Below are 19,058 nucleotides of genomic sequence, written 5' to 3' on the forward strand. Positions count from 1 at the left end.
TACAAAGAGCCAAGTCCCCCGCAAGGAGGGCAGACAGCTCAGTCTAACTAAAAGAGACGGTTCCCTTAAAGCGCTGATGCGCTTCAAGGGGCCGTCTCTTTTTGGCATACAGGTTGTTGTTACGCCCTCTATTTCAGCGGAACTGTAACCTTAGCTGTAATAGCAGTACAGATAGATGGGTCTTTGAAACTGCCGGATGATCTCCGTGTAAGCCTCCACCTCTCCCTGCTGCACCTGCTCTACAATTGCATGGAGTTCCGTCCCGGTATTCCTGCTGGAGGCTGTCCTATCCACAAGTCCCCCTCCTTTCTGCATGTATAACGGAAAAGCAGTGTGTTTTGTGACAACAGGCTGTAACTTTTTCAGATGTATTGTTCGAGGTTATTGATATCAGAATCAAGTTCGTTTATAATAAAACAAATAGCAAGTTCTATATTTATAGAACTAAAATAAGCTGGATGATGATCCACACAACTCAGCTGCTACTTAATCGTCTAAACGGCGCAATTCACAAGGGATCGAGGAACACACATGGATTATACGGTAGAAGTAGATTTTGCCCCAATGTATGAATGCTTTACCAGTCTGACCGCTTTTCTCTACAAGCAGAATCATAACGCTCTGGAGTCCGGAAAGATCTGGGTCAAGGAGGTTCAGAAGAGGTTCACCCCCGCTCAGTTGCAGAACATGCAGGAATTCTCCAAGGAAAATGCAGATTTCACGCTCACGCCTTATATCTGGAGCTGTCCCGGAGACCGTTCGGTGGACGGCTTCCTGGATTGGTTCGATGGCCTGACTCCGGGAGAACTGTTCGAGACCGCTGCACGCTTCGGATCCACGGTGTCGTCCAATCTTGCCGCACTGCGCAGCCGCACCTCCGATATTCTGAGGGAATGGAATGAACGGTATTTTGGCGGAATCGATCCCGCTATTCTTGAAGGGCTGAGCCGGGAGGCGGAATCCAGACGGGCGGAACTGAGCGGCACCAATGCCATGGAGGTCTACGAACGGGCCACACAGGGGATGCGGCTGTATCCCGGGGAGAGCCTGAAGCAGATTATTTTGATTCCGCACTACCATGCCCGTCCATTGGTCACTACTTCTTTATACGATGAATTTGTATTTACCAGCTATGCCTATGATGCGCTGCCTCCGGAGGAGGGACGGCCCGCTCCCGCACTGCTGCGGCTGACCCGGGCGCTGTCGGATGAGACACGGCTCTTCATTCTCCGTCTGCTTGCGGGGAAGCAGCTCAGTTTCACAGAAATCGTCCGGCAAGTTGGCCTGTCCAAAAGCACGATTCACTATCATCTCATCGCGCTGCGCTCGGCTGGACTGGTCATTGTCCATTCCACCGGCAAAAGTATGTCCTACAGCCTGCGCCTGGATGCGCTGAATGATCTGCCCAAACGGATTGCCGATTATTTGGAGTAGTTGGCGGCTAACCAGAAAAAGGAGCGAATCCCCTATGCTGAAACGCAGCTACTACGGTCTGCTGTCTACGATTTCTTTGAGTGCCTTCGGCGATGCCTTTGGCCTGTTGGCGATGGAATGGCTGGTCTATGACCTGACCGGCTCCAAGCTGGCCATGGGCGCGCTGGCGCTAAGCTCCGGCATCCCGGAGCTGCTGCTGCGCCTCCTTGGCTCCCCGCTCGCCGACCGGCTGCACCGCGTGCGCTTCATGGCCTGCCTGGCCGCGATCCGGCTGCTGGCCATCGCCCTTCCGCTGGGCATGGGCCTCGCCGGCCAGCTCCAGCTCTGGCATTTATTCGCCGCAGCCGGACTTAGCGGCGCCTGCGCCGCGCTGTTCATGCCCACGGCGATGGCTGTGATTCCCGGCGTCGCGGACAGCCGGAAGCTCGTGCGCGCCTTCGCCGTCATCGACGGCTGCAAGGGAGCGGCAGCGCTGCTCGGACCTGCGCTGGCTGGCGCGCTGACCGCTGCCAGCGGGGCGCTCCCGGCACTGGGCATTAATATGCTCTGCTACATTGCCGCTATCGCCACTCTACTCTGCCTGCCGAAGCTGCCCAAGCCAGCCCAACCGGGTACCGTTTCAGGCGGCTTCTCCCTATCCTTATACATGCGTGAAATGGCTGATGGCTTCACCTTTTACAAGCAGTTCCCGGCCATGTTCACCATCATGCTTATGGCTTCGGTCAGCAATCTGAGCTCCATCGCGGTCTGGACGATGATGGTTCCGTATGTGCGCGAGGTCCTCCACCGCGATGCTGCAGCGATGGGCACACTTACCACAGCTTCCGCGCTTGGAATGCTGGTTGGCCTTGGTGTAATTTCCCTGCTGGGCGAGATTCAGCGCAGACGCCTCGTGATGCTTGGCAGTCTCGGCACGATCGGAATCATTACAACCATATGGGGGCTGATTCCCAGCTTTCCGTTTGCGCTTGCAGCCGTATTTGTATCCGGCGCCCTTGGCCCTTTCTTCGGCTCCTTAAGCTCCTCCCTGCATGGACGCCTCGTTCCGGGCAATCTTCAGGGACGGGTGAATTCTATCCGCTTCCTGATCGGCGGCAGCCTACAGCCCTTTGGCGCTTTTGCCGGCGGGGCCATTGCCGAGGCCTATGGTGTACCGGCCTTGTTCGTCGCTGCCGGACTGCTGCCGGCGTTATGTGCCGGAGCCGCCCTGCTGCTCCCCGGCCTGCGGATGCTCGATGGCGACCTGTCCGCGCTTGAAGCCAGACAACGGCAGGCCCTCAGAGGTGGCCCACACCAAACAGGCGATGTCCATAACACTGGAGCATCGCCTGCGGGCTGATTTTTTCCCAACAATATTCTATACAAGACTAATGAGGGCTAATCGAATAGTTCATCTTCTACGCTATTCACATAATGGCTTGTATCCCCGTGCAGCAGGATCTCTGCCTGTCCGTCCGTAAAATCGATCCGGCACAGACAGGTCGGATAAATATATGGCAGGTCCCATAGCTTCTCCATAGCTCTCTCTTCAAAATAAGCCATCAATACTTTAATCACTACGGTATGGGTAACAATCAGGATGTGCTGCCCGTCATGTGCCGCCACAATATCCTGCAGCTTCTCCAGCGCCCGCTTCTGTACCCCGGCAAAGGTCTCGCTGCCTTCCACACTGAATTTCTCCGGGTCTTTCCAAAAATGATGATGCTGCTCCGGGTCCCCGGCCGCGATCTCGGCGGAGTCCCGACCTTCCCATAACCCCATTCCAATTTCTATGAATTCATCACAAGCGATCAGCGGGATACTCCGCTCCCCCCGTACGATCTCTGCTGTCCGCAGTGCCCTGGGGCTTGAACTGGAATAAATCATATCTAACGGTTCCTGCCGGAGCCCCCGGTTCAGCCACTCTGCCTGCTGTACGCCAAGCGGTGTAAGCGCCGAATCGCGATGCCCCTGCATCCGGTTCTGGACATTCCACTCCGTCTGCCCGTGCCGGGTTAAATATACAGTTGTTGTTTTCAAGAAGATCCCCCTTTATGTAAAATGAACTTGTTCCGGCTATACTCGCTTGTGCTCCAGCCATTTCACCGCATAGTCCACAATCTCACGCTGCGGGATGAGCTGGGCTGCAGCTGCAGCAACCTTTCCATAAGTAATCTGTCCCGTCTCTTGTCCAAAGTCCTCACCAATAGCGGCAAAATCCTCCGAATTCCAGTTATAATCCCTGTACTCCACCCATTGTCTGGCCCCGTTGACCAGCATGGGCGCTCCCGCAGTGACCTCCTGCTTCCCGGCATACTCAGCCCGGTATTCGGCCAGGTGCAGTGAAGTATTATTGAAGCTGTCCACGCCAAGCAGCAGTACGCTTCCCTTCAGATCATAGATCCGGGCCAGAGGTGATTGTTCACCAAAAGCAGCGTCCAGCGCATGCCCATCAAGAATCTCATCCCTGTGCCTGCCCCAGGCAGCAAAAGAATGGACCGGATGGCTGCTGCGCCGAACCCCCTTTTGCTTACGGAACGTTTCGGGAATTACGCCCATTCCCCGCAATAGCGTTAGATCCGGGTCATAGGCCGGCATTTGTTCCCGGATGCTCTGCCACCACGCCTCCGGCACCGGCGGATTGCTCCAGCCCGATGGATCGGTCAGATCGGACGAGTGGGTCGGCATCACCAAAGTCCCCCCTTCTCCAAGCACCTGCTCCAGGGCTAGAATAACGGCAACCGGCCCGCCTGCCACCCACTGTCCCAGCGATTTAAAGGAGGAATGCAGCAGCAGCGTCATCCCTTCACGCACCCCAAGCTTCCGAAAGTCGGATGCCAGTGTCCCCACTGTAATGAGTTCCCCTCGTATTTCTTCCATTCGAGCACTCCCCTTACAACTTTCATTCGACGGATCCGGGTAGAACTGTGCCATTTCAGCAGCCCGTATGCTTAGCACCGCCCCTCGCGTATCCAAAGACAACTTACCTGGCTTCGAAGAAGCTTTCCTAATCATCTGCCCAACCACGCACTCGGTTCCATGATCAATAGTTGGAATTCCTCCCACTAATTTTTCTCATAACAACCTTTATCCAAGTTTAATTGGAATTAGTGCACTTAAATTTTCTGTAATCGTTAGAATACACCCAAATATGCCTATAGCTGAACATTCAAGTTCCCTTTTTCCACCTAAATCGAAAAAAGAGCACAAAATCACTAAATTAGTTAAACAAATTCCAACTAACAAAAAGAGCAGTGCCCCTGCCTCCCCGCCTACTTACGATTCCTTATCCCCCAGACGTCCGGAATAGCGCTCCAGCAGAAGCTTGGCGCGGTATTCGCCTGGCGAGATGCCCTCCAGCTCCTTGAACACGCGGGCGAACTGCTTGCTGTTCTCGAAGCCTACGGCTTCGGAGACACCGGCCAGCTTGATGCGGTTCTCAGAGAGCAGCGCCTTGGCATGGCGGATCCGGACTCTTTTGAGATACAGCACAAAGCTCTCTCCGGTATAGGCCTTGAAGGCCTCACTGAAATAAGAATAGTTAAGCGACACATGGTTGCTCACCATCGCCATATTCAGCGGGCGGGCATAATTCGCTTCAATATAGGCGAGTGCCTCTTCCATGTCGGCATGCTCTGTGTGGGCAGACTTAATTCCTATGATATAATCGTTCACCGTAATGAGCAAATGCTCCAGTGTCCGGTAATAGTCGTGAAAATGGCGGAAATTATACAGATTGCCCACCGTACGGTACAGCTTAAGCACTTCTACGGAGGCTTCCCCGTGCAGCCGGAACACCTCATCAAGCACCCGTTCGTTCATGCTCCGGCCCACCTGTTCCAGATACGCCAGATCCAGATGCTGCAAATGATCCAGTTGAAAAATCGCCCCCAGCAGGCTTCTAATTTCCTTCTCGCGGTCCGTGCCGAGCATGTTCAGCAGCTTGCGCAGCTCCTCCTCCGGCATTGGAAAACGCAGCCGCCCTTCCCGCAAATCCGCGTAATCTATGAAGCTGGCCTGCGGCGGCAGGAACGTATACTGCAGCGCGCGGCAAGCTTCTTTGTACGCGGTGCGGAAGTCTGCCGGATTCCGGGTTTCACCGCTGATACCGGTGAGCAGACCCGTCAGCTCCCTTGCCTCTGTCTGCCGGGCCAGCTCCAGGAATGCCTCCTTGCCGGCTCCGATCAGGACCAGCTTCCCTTCCCAATCCGTCAGAATTTCAGCAAACGGACCGGCCAGCGGTCCGCCCATCCGTTCGATCAGACCCTGAACTTCGTCCGGTTTCATCCGGGCCCCGTCTTTGTAATAGAAATTCAGCACGCCCACTGTAAAAGGAACGGGTAGCTGTTCCAGCTCCTGCTGCTGCTCGGGTGACGGCTCGACAGGCTCCTGCATGAGCAGTCCGCGCAGGCGGGCAGTACGCAGTTCCTGGCGGTAGCCCTCCGTCTCCTGTGCAAGTCTGCGGGAATTGGACTCCTGCTCCAGCCATTCTTTGCTGATCTGCTCCAGAATCCCGAACAGTTCCTCGCGTCTTATCGGCTTCAGCAGGTAGTCCTTGACACGGTAGCGGATTGCGCTTTTGGCATATTCGAAATCATCGTAGCCGCTCAGAATCACGACCGCAGGTCCTTCACAGCCAGGCTCCGCCTCTGCGGCCAGCCGCTCCAGCAAAGTAATCCCATCCATCACCGGCATGCGGATGTCGGTAATAATAATGTCCCTGCGCTCCTGCTGATACAGTGCCAGTGCTTCTGCACCGTTCCCCGCAAGCGCGATGCTGTAACAGGACGGGTATTCCCGCTCAATCATGGCCTGCAGACCCTGGCGGATCATTTTTTCATCATCTATAATCAGCAGTTTCTTCATGTCTGTCTATCCCCCGTCAAAAGAACTTTAGGCAGCGTCATGAACACCGTCGTCCATTCCCCTGCTTGACTCTTCACTTCCAGCCCGTAGGCCTCCCCGTAGAACAGCTGCAGCCGCTGGTGCACATTCCGCAGTCCTATGCCGCCGCCTCTGTAACCGCCTGCTGCGGACCCGGAAGCATCCATACCCGGCTCCTCCTTGGCATAAATCGAGGTATGCAGCTCCGTCAGCCGCTCCGGAGACAGCCCAAACCCGTTATCGCGGATGGCAATGAGAATTTCCCCTTCCGCCTCTGAAATCTGAATACGGATGGAACGGTCTTGAAGCTCCTCCGCTCCGGCTGACCAGGCATGCTTCACGCTGTTCTCCACGATCGGCTGCAGGGACATCTTCAGCACCTCCAGCTCCAGATAGGAGGGGGCAATCAATAGCTCCAGCGTAATGGGATGCTCAAACCGGATATTCATCACTTCGATGTAATTCTCGATATGGCGGATTTCATCCCGCAGCTTCACATATTCACCGGACCATTTGAAATTGTAGCGCATCATGCCGCCGAGCGAGGTCAGAGCATCGGAGATGCCCCGTTGATTCTCGATCTCTGCCAGCATTTTAATGTTTTCCAGCGTATTATAGAGAAAATGGGCATCGATCTGGTTATGCAGGGTCCGCAACTCCGCCTCTTTGGAGAGTGCCTCCTTGTTCACAGCCTGGGCTACCAGTGTATTGATCGTATTCATCAGCTTGGAGAAATGATGCGCCAGTTCCCCGACCTCCCCGCCTCCGCGGATGCTGATGCCCGTGTACGCCTCCCCTCTGCGCACCCGTTTCATCGTCTCCGTCAGACGGCGCAGGTTCTTCAGAATAAAGGCATTCAGCACGTAAGCAATAGCCGTAACTAGAACAATAAAACCAATATTGAGCCCGATAATCAGATTGCGGGTATGCGAAATATCCTTCATGACACTCTCCGTCGACACTACATTCAGCAATGAAGCGCCAATCTGCGTAAGCGGGGTATGAATCAGCAGAAAAGAGTTACCGTTCTCCTTGTAGTGGACATTCCACTCCCCGGTTTCCGCATACTGCCGCAAGCGTTCGGTAATCGCTCCGTTCAGCTTCGGGTTATCCTCCTCAAAAGAGTTATCAGCCCGCGTAAACAGCTGCAGCCCATCCCCCGTGATGAACATCTGCGACTGGTTGTCACGCACATCGGTATAAGTTTTCGGCGTGAAGCGGCTGAGCAGCATATCCACCTGAATCATGCCGACATGATGGCCGGCCGGAATACTGATTTCCCTCAGCAAAGAAACCTTGGGCTGTCCTTCCGGTGTTTGACCCGTGTAGCGCTGCATGAGATCCGGATCATTCCTCTGAAACGACCATAGCTCCTGTCCTTGCAGCTTCAATGCTTGCTGATACCAAGGCTCCATGGATACCCGGTCCTCCCGGAAAATAATCGGCCAGATTTCGTGGACCTCTTTGCTTGCCGAATACAGTCTCAAATGCTCAATATTAGGATTATTGAATTGAATCCGGTTCAAATTCACAAAAGTGGTCGTATTGAAATCAATCAGTTCTCCGAGTGAAGGATCGCTCTCATTGAGCAGATAATTCTGGATCACCTTATCGGAATAAGCCATCTGTGCGGCCCTCTCCATGGCTTCGATCTGATTGAGGATATGCATCTTTTCCATTTGCAGCAAATAGCTGTTTTTGTCCACAGCATCGCGGACATACGTATTATTGATTGCTCTATAGGAGTAGAAGGACACCAGCAGGCAGGGACCCAGAATAATAAAAATATAGGCTGCCACCAGCCGGCTTTGCAGCGATCTCCGTCCCCACCAATAGCTGAAGGAGTTCCATAATGCCCCGGTTCGTTTGTGCATGTTCACCTGTATCTTGTACACCTCGCAGATTAGACAAGCAGAAACAGCTTCGCCGTCCTTTTACAGGACGGTACTGTTTCAGCGAGAAATAGAAGGATAATTGATTGTGTGAAGCCTATAAATTCTTATATTTAGAAAATAACCCAAAAGCCCGCAGTCAGCGGGCAATTGGGCAGCACTATAGAGAGTTACATTCCAAGCTTTTTCTTATTCTCTTCATATTTCGTCTGGCGGTAAGCGTCAAAGGTCGCTTGACCTCCTTTTTCCTTCTTCGCCAGATAATCGCTCCAGAGCTTGTCGAACTCGGCGTCGGAGGAAGCCATTAGCAGCTTCGGCAGCGTTTTGCCGCGCAGGGATTTGAGCTTGGTAGCAATAATACCCTCAGGCGAGTTACCCGTAGGATCGATCTGCTGGAACTCCGAGGTATTAACCGCTTTGCCGCGGGTCCAGTCTTCCAGTTGTTTGAACGGTTCAACGGATTTCGGAGCCCATTGGTCCGTAATATTTGTATTTTGCATCATCCAGAAGGTGAAGGAAGATCCATACTTCTTATCAAAGGCCGCACGGTCCTTGTTCATTAAGTCAAAGGCTTCCGGCAGAAATTGGTCTTTGCCGTCAATGGTATCGTAGCTGACCCCTTTTTCACCCAGGTAAAGATCCTTGTTGCCTTCTTCACTGTTCAGATAGCTGAGGAATTTAATCGCCCGTGCCTTATCCTTAACATCCTTGGAGATCAGCGTTACCGTCCAGCCGGAGATACCAGGGCCGTTCAGTGCCGGAGGGTCCATCTTGGTGTTCGCAGGTCCATCTACAGCGATATAGGTTTGTTCCGGATTCTTCTGATAAATAGTGCCGAGCTGTGAAGCAAAGTCGGTACGTTGATAGAGCATGGCGAAATAGCGGCCTTGCGCAATCTTTTCTTCCATTTGAGCGCGCTTGTCAATGAAAATGTCCTTAGCCAAAAGTCCGTCCTGGTTGGCCTGGCGGAGCGTCTTCATCCAGCGTACATATTCAGGATCGGTTTCACGGTCATAGACTTTGCCATCCTTTTCCCACGGGATATTCAGGAAGTTCTGAATATAGCCTTCCAGCGAGTCGTTGCCGTTCTCGGTGAACTCATGCAGTCCGAGCGGAATTATCGGCTGGCCGTTAATTTCAGGGAATTTCTCCTTCGCCATCTTCAGGGCATTCAGGAAGCCCTCTGGCGTGCGCATATCCGGACTTCCGATAGCTTCATAGATATCCTTGCGGACGACAAATGTCTGGTTGGAGACATAGTTTTTGCCGTATTTTTTATAATCAGCAGGTGAAGAGGAGGAGTTAGGATAGCCGTATACATTGCCGTCCGGCTGTGTGTACCAGCCCAGCTTGTCGGCATCGGATACCTTGAAGAAGTACGGATCATATTCTTCGGCCAGCTTGTTCAGCGGAAGCACCAGCTCGCCCTCTACCATCTTCTTGATCGCATCTTCCCAGTAGCCCAGTGTAATGAAGTCAGGCAACTTGCCGGAAGCAATCAGGGTGTTAAGCTTCTCATTCTCATTTCCTGCAGGAACGATGAAGTTGATATTCACACCCGTCTTTTTCGTTACATATTTGGAGGTAGGGTCTACGCCCCATTTATTCGGAAACCAGGCGAAATTCAGATACCAGTCGAACGTGATCGGTGAGGTGTCGCTTTTCCAGCCCGGCTCATCCGCCGAGACTGCTGACGCCGCCGGTTCTGCCGGTGCTTTGGTGGCCTCTGCCGAATTTGTAGCGCTCCCCGCGTTATCCTTGCCATTGTTTCCGGCATTATTGCCACTTGAACAGCCCGTTGCCGAGAATGCCAGCATCAGCCCCAAGAGCAGCAGCACCATTGCTTTCGGCTTGCGTTTCATGCTCATGCTTATTTACCCCTTTTCTGAAATTGTAGTAAATTATAAGCTCAACTCCATAACCCATCATGTGTGCGGGCGCCGGAGGAGTTACCTTTGTGTCTTGAACGCCTTGGTTTGCTTGACTTGAAGACAAGCCTTAACCCTTGATCGAGCCAATCATCATGCCCTTTACGAAGTAGCGCTGCAGGAACGGATAGACGAACACAATCGGCAGCGTGGTGACCACCATTGTGGCCAGCTTGATAGACTGTGAGGTCACGCTTTTGGTAACACTGCTGCCCTGCACGGCCACCATCATCTGGTTGGAGCTGGACTGCGCCACTACCCGGAACAGGTAAGTCTGGATCGGCTGCAGGTCCGGATTATTCACATAAATGATCCCGGCAAAATAATCATTCCACTGATACACACCATGGAAGAGGGCAATTGTGGCGATGACCGGCATGGATACCGGAAGCACGACCCGCAGGAAAATGGACCAGTCGTTGGCACCGTCTATCCGTGCCGCCTCCTCAAGACCCTCAGGAATTTCCCGGAAGAAGGTCATGAAGATAATGAGATCGAAGAAGCTGAACATCACCGGAATGATGTAGACCATGAAGTTATCCAGCAGATGCAGGTCCCGGTTCAGCAGAAAGGTCGGGATGAGACCACCGTTGAAAAACAATGTAATCGTACCCAGCAGGATATACAATTTGCCGCCAATCAGCCCTTTTCGGGATAACGCGTAGGCTACCATCGCTGTGAAGAACACATGCACCAGCACGCCGAGCACCGTTTTGGCAACCGTAATTCCCATGGCCTGCATGATGCCCGGACTCGCGAACACCGCGTCGAAATTCTTCAGGCTGAACATGCGCGGCCACCAGTAAATCCCGCCCAGCATCGCATCATTTCCGTCATTGAAGGCATTGATCAGCACGTACCAGATCGGGTAGAGCGTCAGGAAGCATACACACAGCATAATCAGATTGTTGACGATATCGAATAGGGCTTCGCCCATCGTCTTGCGTTTGAGAGCAAACATTGGTTAAGTCCTCCTTGTCTAGAACAGCGACGTATCGTTGATTTTTTTGGATACCTGATTGGCAATTAGCAGTAGAATCAGTGCAATGACCGCCTTGATCAGGGTGACCGCCGCAGAGTAGGAGAAGCGGTTGGAGACTATACCTGTATAGTAGATGTAATAGTCAATTACGTTGCTGGCGCTGTCATTGAGCGAATTGCGGAGCACCAGGATCTGGTCAAAGTTGGAGTTCAGCACACCGCTGACTGCCAGGATGAAAAGAATGCTGATTGTCGATTTAATCGCCGGCAGCGTGACAAACCACATTTTCTGGAACCGTCCGGCTCCGTCGATCGTCGCTGCTTCATACATTTCCGGAGAGACCCCGGAGATGGCTGCCAGGTAGATGATTGCGGACCAGCCAAGCTCCTTCCAGATGTCGGAGGAAATGATAATCGTCCAGAAATAGCTGGGCTCGGCGAGATAGGTAATCGGCTGATCAATCAGATGCAGCGACATCAGAATGTTATTCACAATTCCCACATCCGCAAGCCATGTTGCCAGAATGCCGCCCAGTACCACCCAGGAGAGAAAATGCGGCAGATACGAAATGGTCTGGATCGCTTTTTTGTACCTTAAGGAACGGACCTCGTTCAGAAACAGAGCGAAAATAATTGGGAGCGGAAAACCAATCAGCAGCTTGATCAAACTGATGCCCAGTGTATTCTTGATAACATTGACCAGGTCCTCGTCATCCAGGAACTCCCGGAAATGCGTCAACCCCACCCAGGGAGCTTCAGCGATGGATTTCACGATGTTGTAATCCTTGAAGGAAATAATCAGCCCGTACATTGGAATGTAGTTGAAAATAATCATCCAAACCACGCCGAGCAGGGCCATTGTCTGTAAATGGCGCTGGACTAGCAATCTCCTCCAAAGCGAGCTTTTTCGACCTGAACCGGTTTCGATTTTTGGCGAAAGAAGCGGCTGCATCGCCTGATTTACTTGAGTGCTTCTTTTGTTATCCATCCTATGGCCTCCAAAATCTATCTGTCTGTATTTATGTGAAGCGCTTACAGTTCCATGTGTTTATTGTATCGATTTTCGGATGGGGCTGTAAGGGTCCAGATTTCGTATTTGGGGGCTGATTTTTCGGCTATATGATTTGAAGTAAAGTACGGCTGACTCGGTGAAAACCGTGACTGCGGGGAATGTTTGGACTTCCGGTCGCTGTTGTATCCAGATTTCTTGATTCATACCGCTTCTAGCGGATGAAATCCGGATACAAAGGCGAACGCTACCGCTCCTCCAGTTCCAAACTTCCCCTCCGCCACTCCCACCTCCTCAAGCTGGACTTTAAGTTCAAATGATATAGAAAATCAGGCGGAGTGAAGGCAAGGAGAGGCCTGTTCAGCCTCTCTTTGCCTTCACTGTCCACCCTGGTCTTGGCCATCTCGCCGTTCTAGGATTCAGTGGCGGCTGGTGGCTAAGGCTGCTTCAGTTGCTATGATGGCATCTTACTTACCAGCCTTCTTAATTGGAAAAAGTAACACTAACATGAGTGATACCACTATCAGATCATCGTATGTTGAAAAAAGGATACTTAATCCGGACAGCTTGAGCGAAAACAGCCGATGCTGCCCAGATTAGGTGGAGGAAATCCAACTAAACGTTGCTGTGCGGCTGATTTGGACTAATTAGTTGTAGAAATTCCATCTAGAATCCGGCCATTGAATAAGGAGCCATTCTTCTGATGGAGCACTGGCGTCAGCTGTTCCTTGCGATTCCTGGCGGTTCCTTGTATTAACCATTGTTGCTAACCAGTTACTGAAACTATATAGATTAAACTTAAGAATCTAACTTGCTGTAATGGCGAAACCCTTGGTCTACAAGGAATTTCACCATTCACCATTCAGCCTGCCATCATTCTTAAGCCCAGCTTATATAGTTACTGCTCATACTGCTGTATTGCTACCACTTATTACTTCTACTCATTACTTCTACTCACTGCTTCTACTCACTACTTCTACTCACTACTTCTACTCACTGCTTCTACTCACTACTTCTACTCATTACTTCTACTCATTACTTCTACTCTTTACTTCTACTCACTGCTGTTTCACTAAGTTTACAGCCCGTTTTGCAAGCCTGGCCGGGTCCGTTACTCCAGCACCGCCCGGATTTCGATGATATCGCCCCGGCGCAGTGCCTCGGCCTCCGTTCCGCGCAGCAGCGAACCGGAGATCTGGCTCACGGTGCCGTCACGGTAGGTTAGCGCCAGGCTCCGGATGGAAGCCCCTTCCTCACCGAAGGTGTTCAGATGGCGGGGATTGTGATAGGTCACCCGGGTCTTTCCCAGGAAAGTGAAAGATACTTCCCCCTGCTCATCAAACAGCCAGCCCGGAAGCGCCGGGGCAAAGGACAGAGCCAGTTCCCCGTCTACCACTGAAAATACCCGGCTTCCGGCCATCATCGTCCGCCACATGCTCAGGAACTCTGCGGTGGAACCGCTGAGTCTGGCAACGAAGCCCCTTCCGTGCGTGCCTGGATCGGGATTGCCGCCCGTGGCAATGAAGGATGAGTTCTCCAGGGTACTCCGTCCATATACTGCAGGGTCGAGGAAAGGGATGAGCGAGGTTCTCAATTCCCCGTAGAATTCCTCATAGAGCCCCGCCTTCAGCAGCTCCAGCAAATATTTGTAGGACATGTGCAGGAAGTTGGACTCCCGCTCCAGCCAGCCCGGTGTGAATGCGCGCATGCGTCCGATTTCATTGGACTCCTTATCCAAAGAGACCGATGTGCGGTACATCGACGTAACCGGATCATACAGCTCCGTTTGCTTGATCCGGTTATAAATATCCCGGGCCTCGCCCTCATTGTCCAGCGTCTTCAGCCAGCGGGCCGGCCCCTCCAGAAAGTACGGCAGCGGGAAGGCTTCGAACGCTTCCACCACCGCCTTGGGCAGACCATAACCGCTGATTACCGGCTGGCCGGCCTCGTCGGTCACCGCCTGAAACCGCGTAGCCTCAAAGCGGAAATACGTCGGGGTCAGACCGCCGCCCAGTTCGACCGCAAGATTAATCCCGATATCAAGCTTGCGCAAGAATTTGCCCAGCGCCTCACGAATCACTGCAAGGGTAACCTGCCGCTCTTCCCCGGTGATACCAAAGCGGATATGCTCCCGGTAGGACTCACGTGCGGACGATACAGTATTCCAGTATTCAAACTGCGCAAGCTCTCCTGCCAGAACAGCGGTTGTCGCACTGTGCACCTGCTCCAGCAACAGGGACATTTCCGCAGGAAGCTTGGCAGCTAATCCCGAAGTTCCAGTCCCCTGCACATTGCTCTCCAGAACCTCCAGCAAAAAGATGATCATCCGCTTCAGCTCAAACGTCTCGCTCATCCCTGAACCGAATAACCCCGGCAGGCCGTTCATGGCGTCATTCCAGCCCGGCTTATTGCCCTCCATCTCCACGCCCATGCCATATGGGTCCAATGTGGCAAATTTGTTCAAGGCGAGCGACAGCATCTTCACGAACAGGCTGGTACGGTAGATGTCTCCATGTCCGCCTTGGGTACGGAGCCAGTGCGTCTCCGAAGCCTTTCGCTTCAGCAGATGCAGCTTTTCCTCATCCTCCAGAAGAGCACCATATTGACGTACTCTGCCATCGCTCAACACATATTTCTCGCTGCGCGGCAGTACATAGGCCGGGCTGTCATAGAACGCATAGCTCTCATCTCCGAAGAGCAGCTCCTGTCTACATTCCGGGAAAATATCCAGATAGCCCTCCACCAGATCGAGGTTGTAGGTCCAGTGATCCGACCAGAATCCTTCTCCGAAGGCGGCCTCAATATTCTGCTGCGATAAGGCCAGTACCCCGCTCAGAAAATCCTGCTCACTCGCCTTTAATGTAACATCATGGTCAGCAATATAATTGATCAGGCGTCCGGGAGTGAAACGGCCCGCACAGAGCTTCACCAGCTCCTCCTGATGATCGGCAGCCGCCCCATGAATCCATTCCGCAAGCTGCGGCGACTTGCCCGGCAGAATTTCAAAGGTGGTCCCCTGTACACTCAGCGGATTGTAGCCATCCGCCTGAATCAGGCTGTAGAACATTTTGATGTTGAAGCTGCCGACCCGGGGATTGAAGAAGACATCATTGCGCCGGTTCTGGTTCATATCGCGGAAATTCCCGTTGCCCTGCGAGTAATACTCCGGTGCCAGCGAGAAAAAGTTGTAATCACGCTCCATGTCGCCGTGCTTGCGCGAGAACAGGTGCACGACAAAGCCTTCTCCTCCGTTGTCGAATATAAACGGATAGCCGCCGCGCAGGAAATTATCCAGATAGGACTGCCGGCAATACGCATCAAATATTGGCGAAGCGGTGCGGGTAGCAATATCCGCGGTCAGCTCGTCGGTCAGGCTGGCCGCTTCCCGGGCTTTGGACGTAATGTATTCATCGCGGCAGAGGGCTGCCGCTTTCCGGTTGATTTTATCGATGTCGTTCACATGCCCAATGATGGTATTCAATGTCAGCCTGCTGCCCGGAGTGAGCGTCCGCGCCGTGCCGCTGAAGCCGCAGGGAACCTTGTTGACGGGATACTGTGGCTGTGCCAGCAGTTCTGCAAGCTTAAGATCAGCAAAACGCTCTGGAAAACCTAACGAAGTATTGCCCCCAAACACCGTCTCGAAGTCCACAACCGGTGCCAGCCGCTCTCCTTCTGCTGTGAAGGACAGATAGAAATGACCGCTGCGGATTTCGCTGACCTGCGCATCATCATTGGTGCTGGAGCGCAGCTTGTAGAACGGAATACCGTTGTCCAGATTATATACTTCCATCCAGCTGCGCAGCAGGTTGCCGATCTCCTTGTACCCGCTATTCTCTACACCGTACGGCAAAATCTCCGGCAGACCGTCCAGAAGCTCCAGTTCAAGCTCGCCGCCGCTAATATTTTCGATTTCTACACGCCGGACCAACGCCGCATAGTCATCATTTGGCAGATTGAAATAGTCGACAGTTGTTTTTAATCCGCAGCCCGCATGGGATTCCTCAATCCTCAGCCCGTTTGGAAGAATCGTCATCTTGCGTTTCGCATCGGAATCAGGCCGTGCCGACTGGAACGGCTCATATATTTCCGGAATACCCTTTATCTTAATGAATGTCCGGAAGCCGGTCGAAGCTACGTTCTTGTAAGAAATATTCGCCGGTGAAAACTCCATAATCGGTGAGTTTTTGTCGCGTACCCCGAAGCTGGAAATTCCCTGGCCCCGGTTCACATAGAAGGTCCACATCGGAATGCCCTTCAGTCCGGCCAGCCCGGGCAGAAAGCTCGCAAACGGCTTGCCCTCATGAAACTGCTCAATCACAAAGTTGCCGGAATCAAAATAATATTGGCTCATACATTTTTGCCTCCTTCAAATTAAACTGCAGCGATACATGGTAACCTGAGCGCGATAAACGCATTATGAAAAAATGAGATGTGTTGCAATGGAGTGCGGCGGCAGCTCGCATGCGGCCAGCTCATCGCCAAGCCCCAGAGTCACGCGGCGCAGCTCTTCCCCCTCATTCATGAGGACAACGGCGAGACTGCCGTCCGGATTGCGGAATGCAGTAGCCAGAACGCCTTCGGCGGCTGAATCCAGGCCAATGCGCACAGCGCCGGGAGCAATGAATTTGCTGAAATGCCCGATGTAATAATACGAACTGTTGTAATGCACTTCATCGGAAGTCGTGTCGGCAATCACCGGAGCATCGCAGAGATTGCCCACATGATTTGGCCCTCCGGTCTCGTCGAGCACCAGATTCCAGTCCAGGTAACCTTCGGTCCAGGCATTCAGGTCACCAATCATATTCCGTCCATAGCGTTCACCCGTGAACCATTCGCCCAGACGCACACCACCCTCCTGGCAGCCTTCTGTGAACAGCAGATGCTTATCCGGGAAAAGCTCATGCACCTTGGCCACCTTATCGAATTCCTCGCCGCCGTACCAGTGAATGCCTGTACCCCATACATACCGGGCAGCTTCCGGGTCGGACAACACGGTAGAGGCGCGTTCGACCATGATATCGCGGTTGTGGTCCCAGATAACGATGTTCACATCTGCTAATCCCGCCTCATGCATCACAGGGCCCAGATGGTTTTTGACAAAATCCCGTTCCTCTTCCGCACTGTACACACAGGAATCCCAGGTCTGTATGGCTGCCGGCTCATTCTGCACGGAGACAGCCCAGACCGGAATGCCTTCCTTGCGGTAGGCCTCAATGAATTTGGTATAATACCGCGCCCAGACTGCTGCGTACTCGGGCTTCAGCGAACCGCCGTTGTTCATCTCTCCATTGGTCTTCATCCAGGCCGGGGGGCTCCAGGGGGAAGCCAGCATCGTGAAGGGGCCGCCCCGTACCTCCATCGCATCTTTGATCAGCGGAAGCACCCACTTGTGGTCATGGGAAATATCAAAAGTCGCAAGCTCCGTATCTCCCTCCTGCACATAGGTATAATTTCCGAGCGCAAAATCGCAGCTGTGGATATGCACACGCCCCATGCTATAGTTCAATCCTTCTTCAGGGTGGAAATACTTCCGGATGACCTCCGCCCGCTTCCCGGGGCTCATCCGGGACAAGGTATAGGCCGCCGCCTCCGTGAAAGCGCCGCCAAAGCCAAGCATTTGCTGAAACTCCTGCTCCGGCTGCAATTGCACATCAGCCTGCTCTTCCGTTGTGCGGGCTCTGAATACGATTGCCTCTCCGGGGCTCAAGCGCTCTCCCGTATCCCTGGCAGTTACCACTGTACGTGCCTTTGTCATTTCATCCAGCTCCTTTTTTATGCTTATATGATAATCGAAACCGGTTTCGATTATTTCGAAAAAAAATGCGCACCCGGCGGAACCTCTTTATTCCCCGCCCGGCGGCGCGCAGGAGTCCCGCACAACTATCTCTACAGGAAGCATCAGCGCTTCCTTCTCTTGCCCCTTGCCGTCGATTGAAGCGAGCAGAATCTCCGCCGCCCGGGTCCCGAGCTTTTCCGTATCTTGCCGGATGGTCGTCAGTGCAGGCGATACATAGGCAGCAAGCTCGATATCATCATACCCGATGACTGAAATATCTGAAGGTACAGAGAGGCCTTTGTCTTTGGCTGCCATCACCGCGCCCAGTGCCAGCAGGTCACCCGAAGCAAATACAGCCGTCGGACGTTCCGGCAGCTCAAGCAGCTTCAGCATTGCAGTATAACCGCTTTCCCTTGAAAAAAAAGCTCCCTCAGCGATGTAGCCGTCCCGCACCTCAAGCCCTTGCAGTTCCATGGCCGCTATGTATCCCAACTCGCGCTGGCTTCCCGGAAAAGAGTTCCCGCCTCCGGAAATATGGGCAATCCGCCGGTGACCCAAAGACGCCAGGTAATTCACTGCGAGCTGCGCTCCTGCCATATTATCCGAGCACACCGTATGCGACTGCGCCGTATCATAGTCCAGAATAACCGTAGGAATATCACTTTCGAGCAGTTCCAGAAAATAAGGGTCTTCATAGTCAGACAGGAAGACCACGACCCCATCCACCCCGCGAATCCGGCAATTCTCCAGATATCCGCTTTGCTTGCCGCCGACATCCTTGGAAATGAACATTAGTGCATAACCTTTGGCTACCGCAACCTGCTTGAAGCTCTCAATGACCGCACTGAAAAAGGGATGGCGGATCCCCGCACCGGTCTCCTCCACAAACAGCACACCGATAGTCCAAGACTTCTTGGTGGTCAAGGTACGGGCATGCGAGTTGGGCAAATACCCCATTTCCTGAGCCGCCCGCAGAATCTCCTGGCGGGTTTTCTCCCGTACATCGGAATAATTATTGAACGCCTTGGATACTGTGGTTGGCGAGTAGCCGGTTTTTTTGGCAATATCATAAATCGTTGTCAATCCGGTTCACTCCCGCCGGCCCCAAATGAAAGCCCTTTTATATTCACTGCCATTCTAACGCCTTTGGGCGCCGCCGTCCAGCAGAAATTAGG

General features: G+C 53.1%; 13 protein-coding genes. 2 read left to right on the top strand and 11 right to left on the bottom strand.

Annotated features, from left to right (window positions below; all coding sequences use genetic code 11):
* Nucleotides 1-150: 150 nt before the first annotated feature.
* The gene (locus A3849_RS32665; protein ID WP_178382582.1) at nt 151-294 is read right to left on the bottom strand and encodes a hypothetical protein; all 144 of its coding nucleotides are present in this window, start codon (nt 292-294) and stop codon (nt 151-153) included.
* A 237-nt stretch (nt 295-531) separates the two neighbouring features.
* Between A3849_RS32665 and A3849_RS02245 the strand changes: the two genes are divergently transcribed.
* Complete coding sequence (locus A3849_RS02245; RefSeq protein ID WP_074109972.1) at nt 532-1,434, top strand: ArsR/SmtB family transcription factor; 903 nt, start codon at nt 532-534, stop codon at nt 1,432-1,434.
* A gap of 34 nt (nt 1,435-1,468) precedes the next feature.
* Nucleotides 1,469-2,773 (top strand): MFS transporter, encoded by a 1,305-nt coding sequence (locus tag A3849_RS02250; protein WP_074109973.1) that lies wholly within the window; start codon nt 1,469-1,471, stop codon nt 2,771-2,773.
* 38 nt (nt 2,774-2,811) lie between these two features.
* Here the strand turns inward: A3849_RS02250 and A3849_RS02255 are convergent, their stop codons facing one another.
* The 10 genes from A3849_RS02255 to A3849_RS02300 all read right to left on the bottom strand — a co-directional run bounded on the left by A3849_RS02255 (nt 2,812) and on the right by A3849_RS02300 (nt 18,966).
* A complete protein-coding gene (locus A3849_RS02255) occupies nt 2,812-3,453 on the bottom strand; it encodes a histidine phosphatase family protein (protein ID WP_074109974.1) in 642 nt (213 codons plus the stop codon).
* 36 nt (nt 3,454-3,489) lie between these two features.
* The gene (locus A3849_RS02260) at nt 3,490-4,293 is read right to left on the bottom strand and encodes an AAC(3) family N-acetyltransferase (protein ID WP_074109975.1); all 804 of its coding nucleotides are present in this window, start codon (nt 4,291-4,293) and stop codon (nt 3,490-3,492) included.
* Nucleotides 4,294-4,689: 396 nt separating this feature from the next.
* Nucleotides 4,690-6,279, bottom strand: coding sequence for a response regulator (locus A3849_RS02265; protein ID WP_074109976.1), 1,590 nt, complete (start codon nt 6,277-6,279; stop codon nt 4,690-4,692).
* The gene (locus A3849_RS02270) at nt 6,276-8,171 is read right to left on the bottom strand and encodes a sensor histidine kinase (RefSeq protein ID WP_074109977.1); all 1,896 of its coding nucleotides are present in this window, start codon (nt 8,169-8,171) and stop codon (nt 6,276-6,278) included. Before A3849_RS02270 ends, A3849_RS02265 begins: the two co-directional genes overlap by 4 nt.
* 188 nt (nt 8,172-8,359) lie before the next feature.
* On the bottom strand, nt 8,360-10,057 hold the full coding sequence (locus tag A3849_RS02275; protein ID WP_074109978.1) for a type 2 periplasmic-binding domain-containing protein: 1,698 nt from the start codon (nt 10,055-10,057) through the stop codon (nt 8,360-8,362).
* A gap of 130 nt (nt 10,058-10,187) precedes the next feature.
* Nucleotides 10,188-11,078: a carbohydrate ABC transporter permease gene (locus A3849_RS02280; RefSeq protein ID WP_074109979.1), complete on the bottom strand. Its 891-nt coding sequence runs from the start codon at nt 11,076-11,078 to the stop codon at nt 10,188-10,190.
* 18 nt (nt 11,079-11,096) lie between these two features.
* On the bottom strand, nt 11,097-12,050 hold the full coding sequence (locus A3849_RS02285; protein WP_074110062.1) for an ABC transporter permease: 954 nt from the start codon (nt 12,048-12,050) through the stop codon (nt 11,097-11,099).
* 1,168 nt (nt 12,051-13,218) lie between these two features.
* On the bottom strand, nt 13,219-16,458 hold the full coding sequence (locus tag A3849_RS02290; protein WP_074109980.1) for a cellobiose phosphorylase: 3,240 nt from the start codon (nt 16,456-16,458) through the stop codon (nt 13,219-13,221).
* Nucleotides 16,459-16,521: 63 nt separating this feature from the next.
* Complete coding sequence (locus A3849_RS02295; protein WP_074109981.1) at nt 16,522-17,862, bottom strand: glycoside hydrolase family 30 protein; 1,341 nt, start codon at nt 17,860-17,862, stop codon at nt 16,522-16,524.
* Nucleotides 17,863-17,949: 87 nt separating this feature from the next.
* Nucleotides 17,950-18,966, bottom strand: coding sequence for a LacI family DNA-binding transcriptional regulator (locus tag A3849_RS02300; protein ID WP_074109982.1), 1,017 nt, complete (start codon nt 18,964-18,966; stop codon nt 17,950-17,952).
* Nucleotides 18,967-19,058: the final 92 nt, after the last annotated feature.

It is taken from the genome of Paenibacillus sp. P46E, assembly GCF_001909095.1.
Taxonomy (GTDB): domain Bacteria; phylum Bacillota; class Bacilli; order Paenibacillales; family Paenibacillaceae; genus Paenibacillus_AQ; species Paenibacillus_AQ helianthi.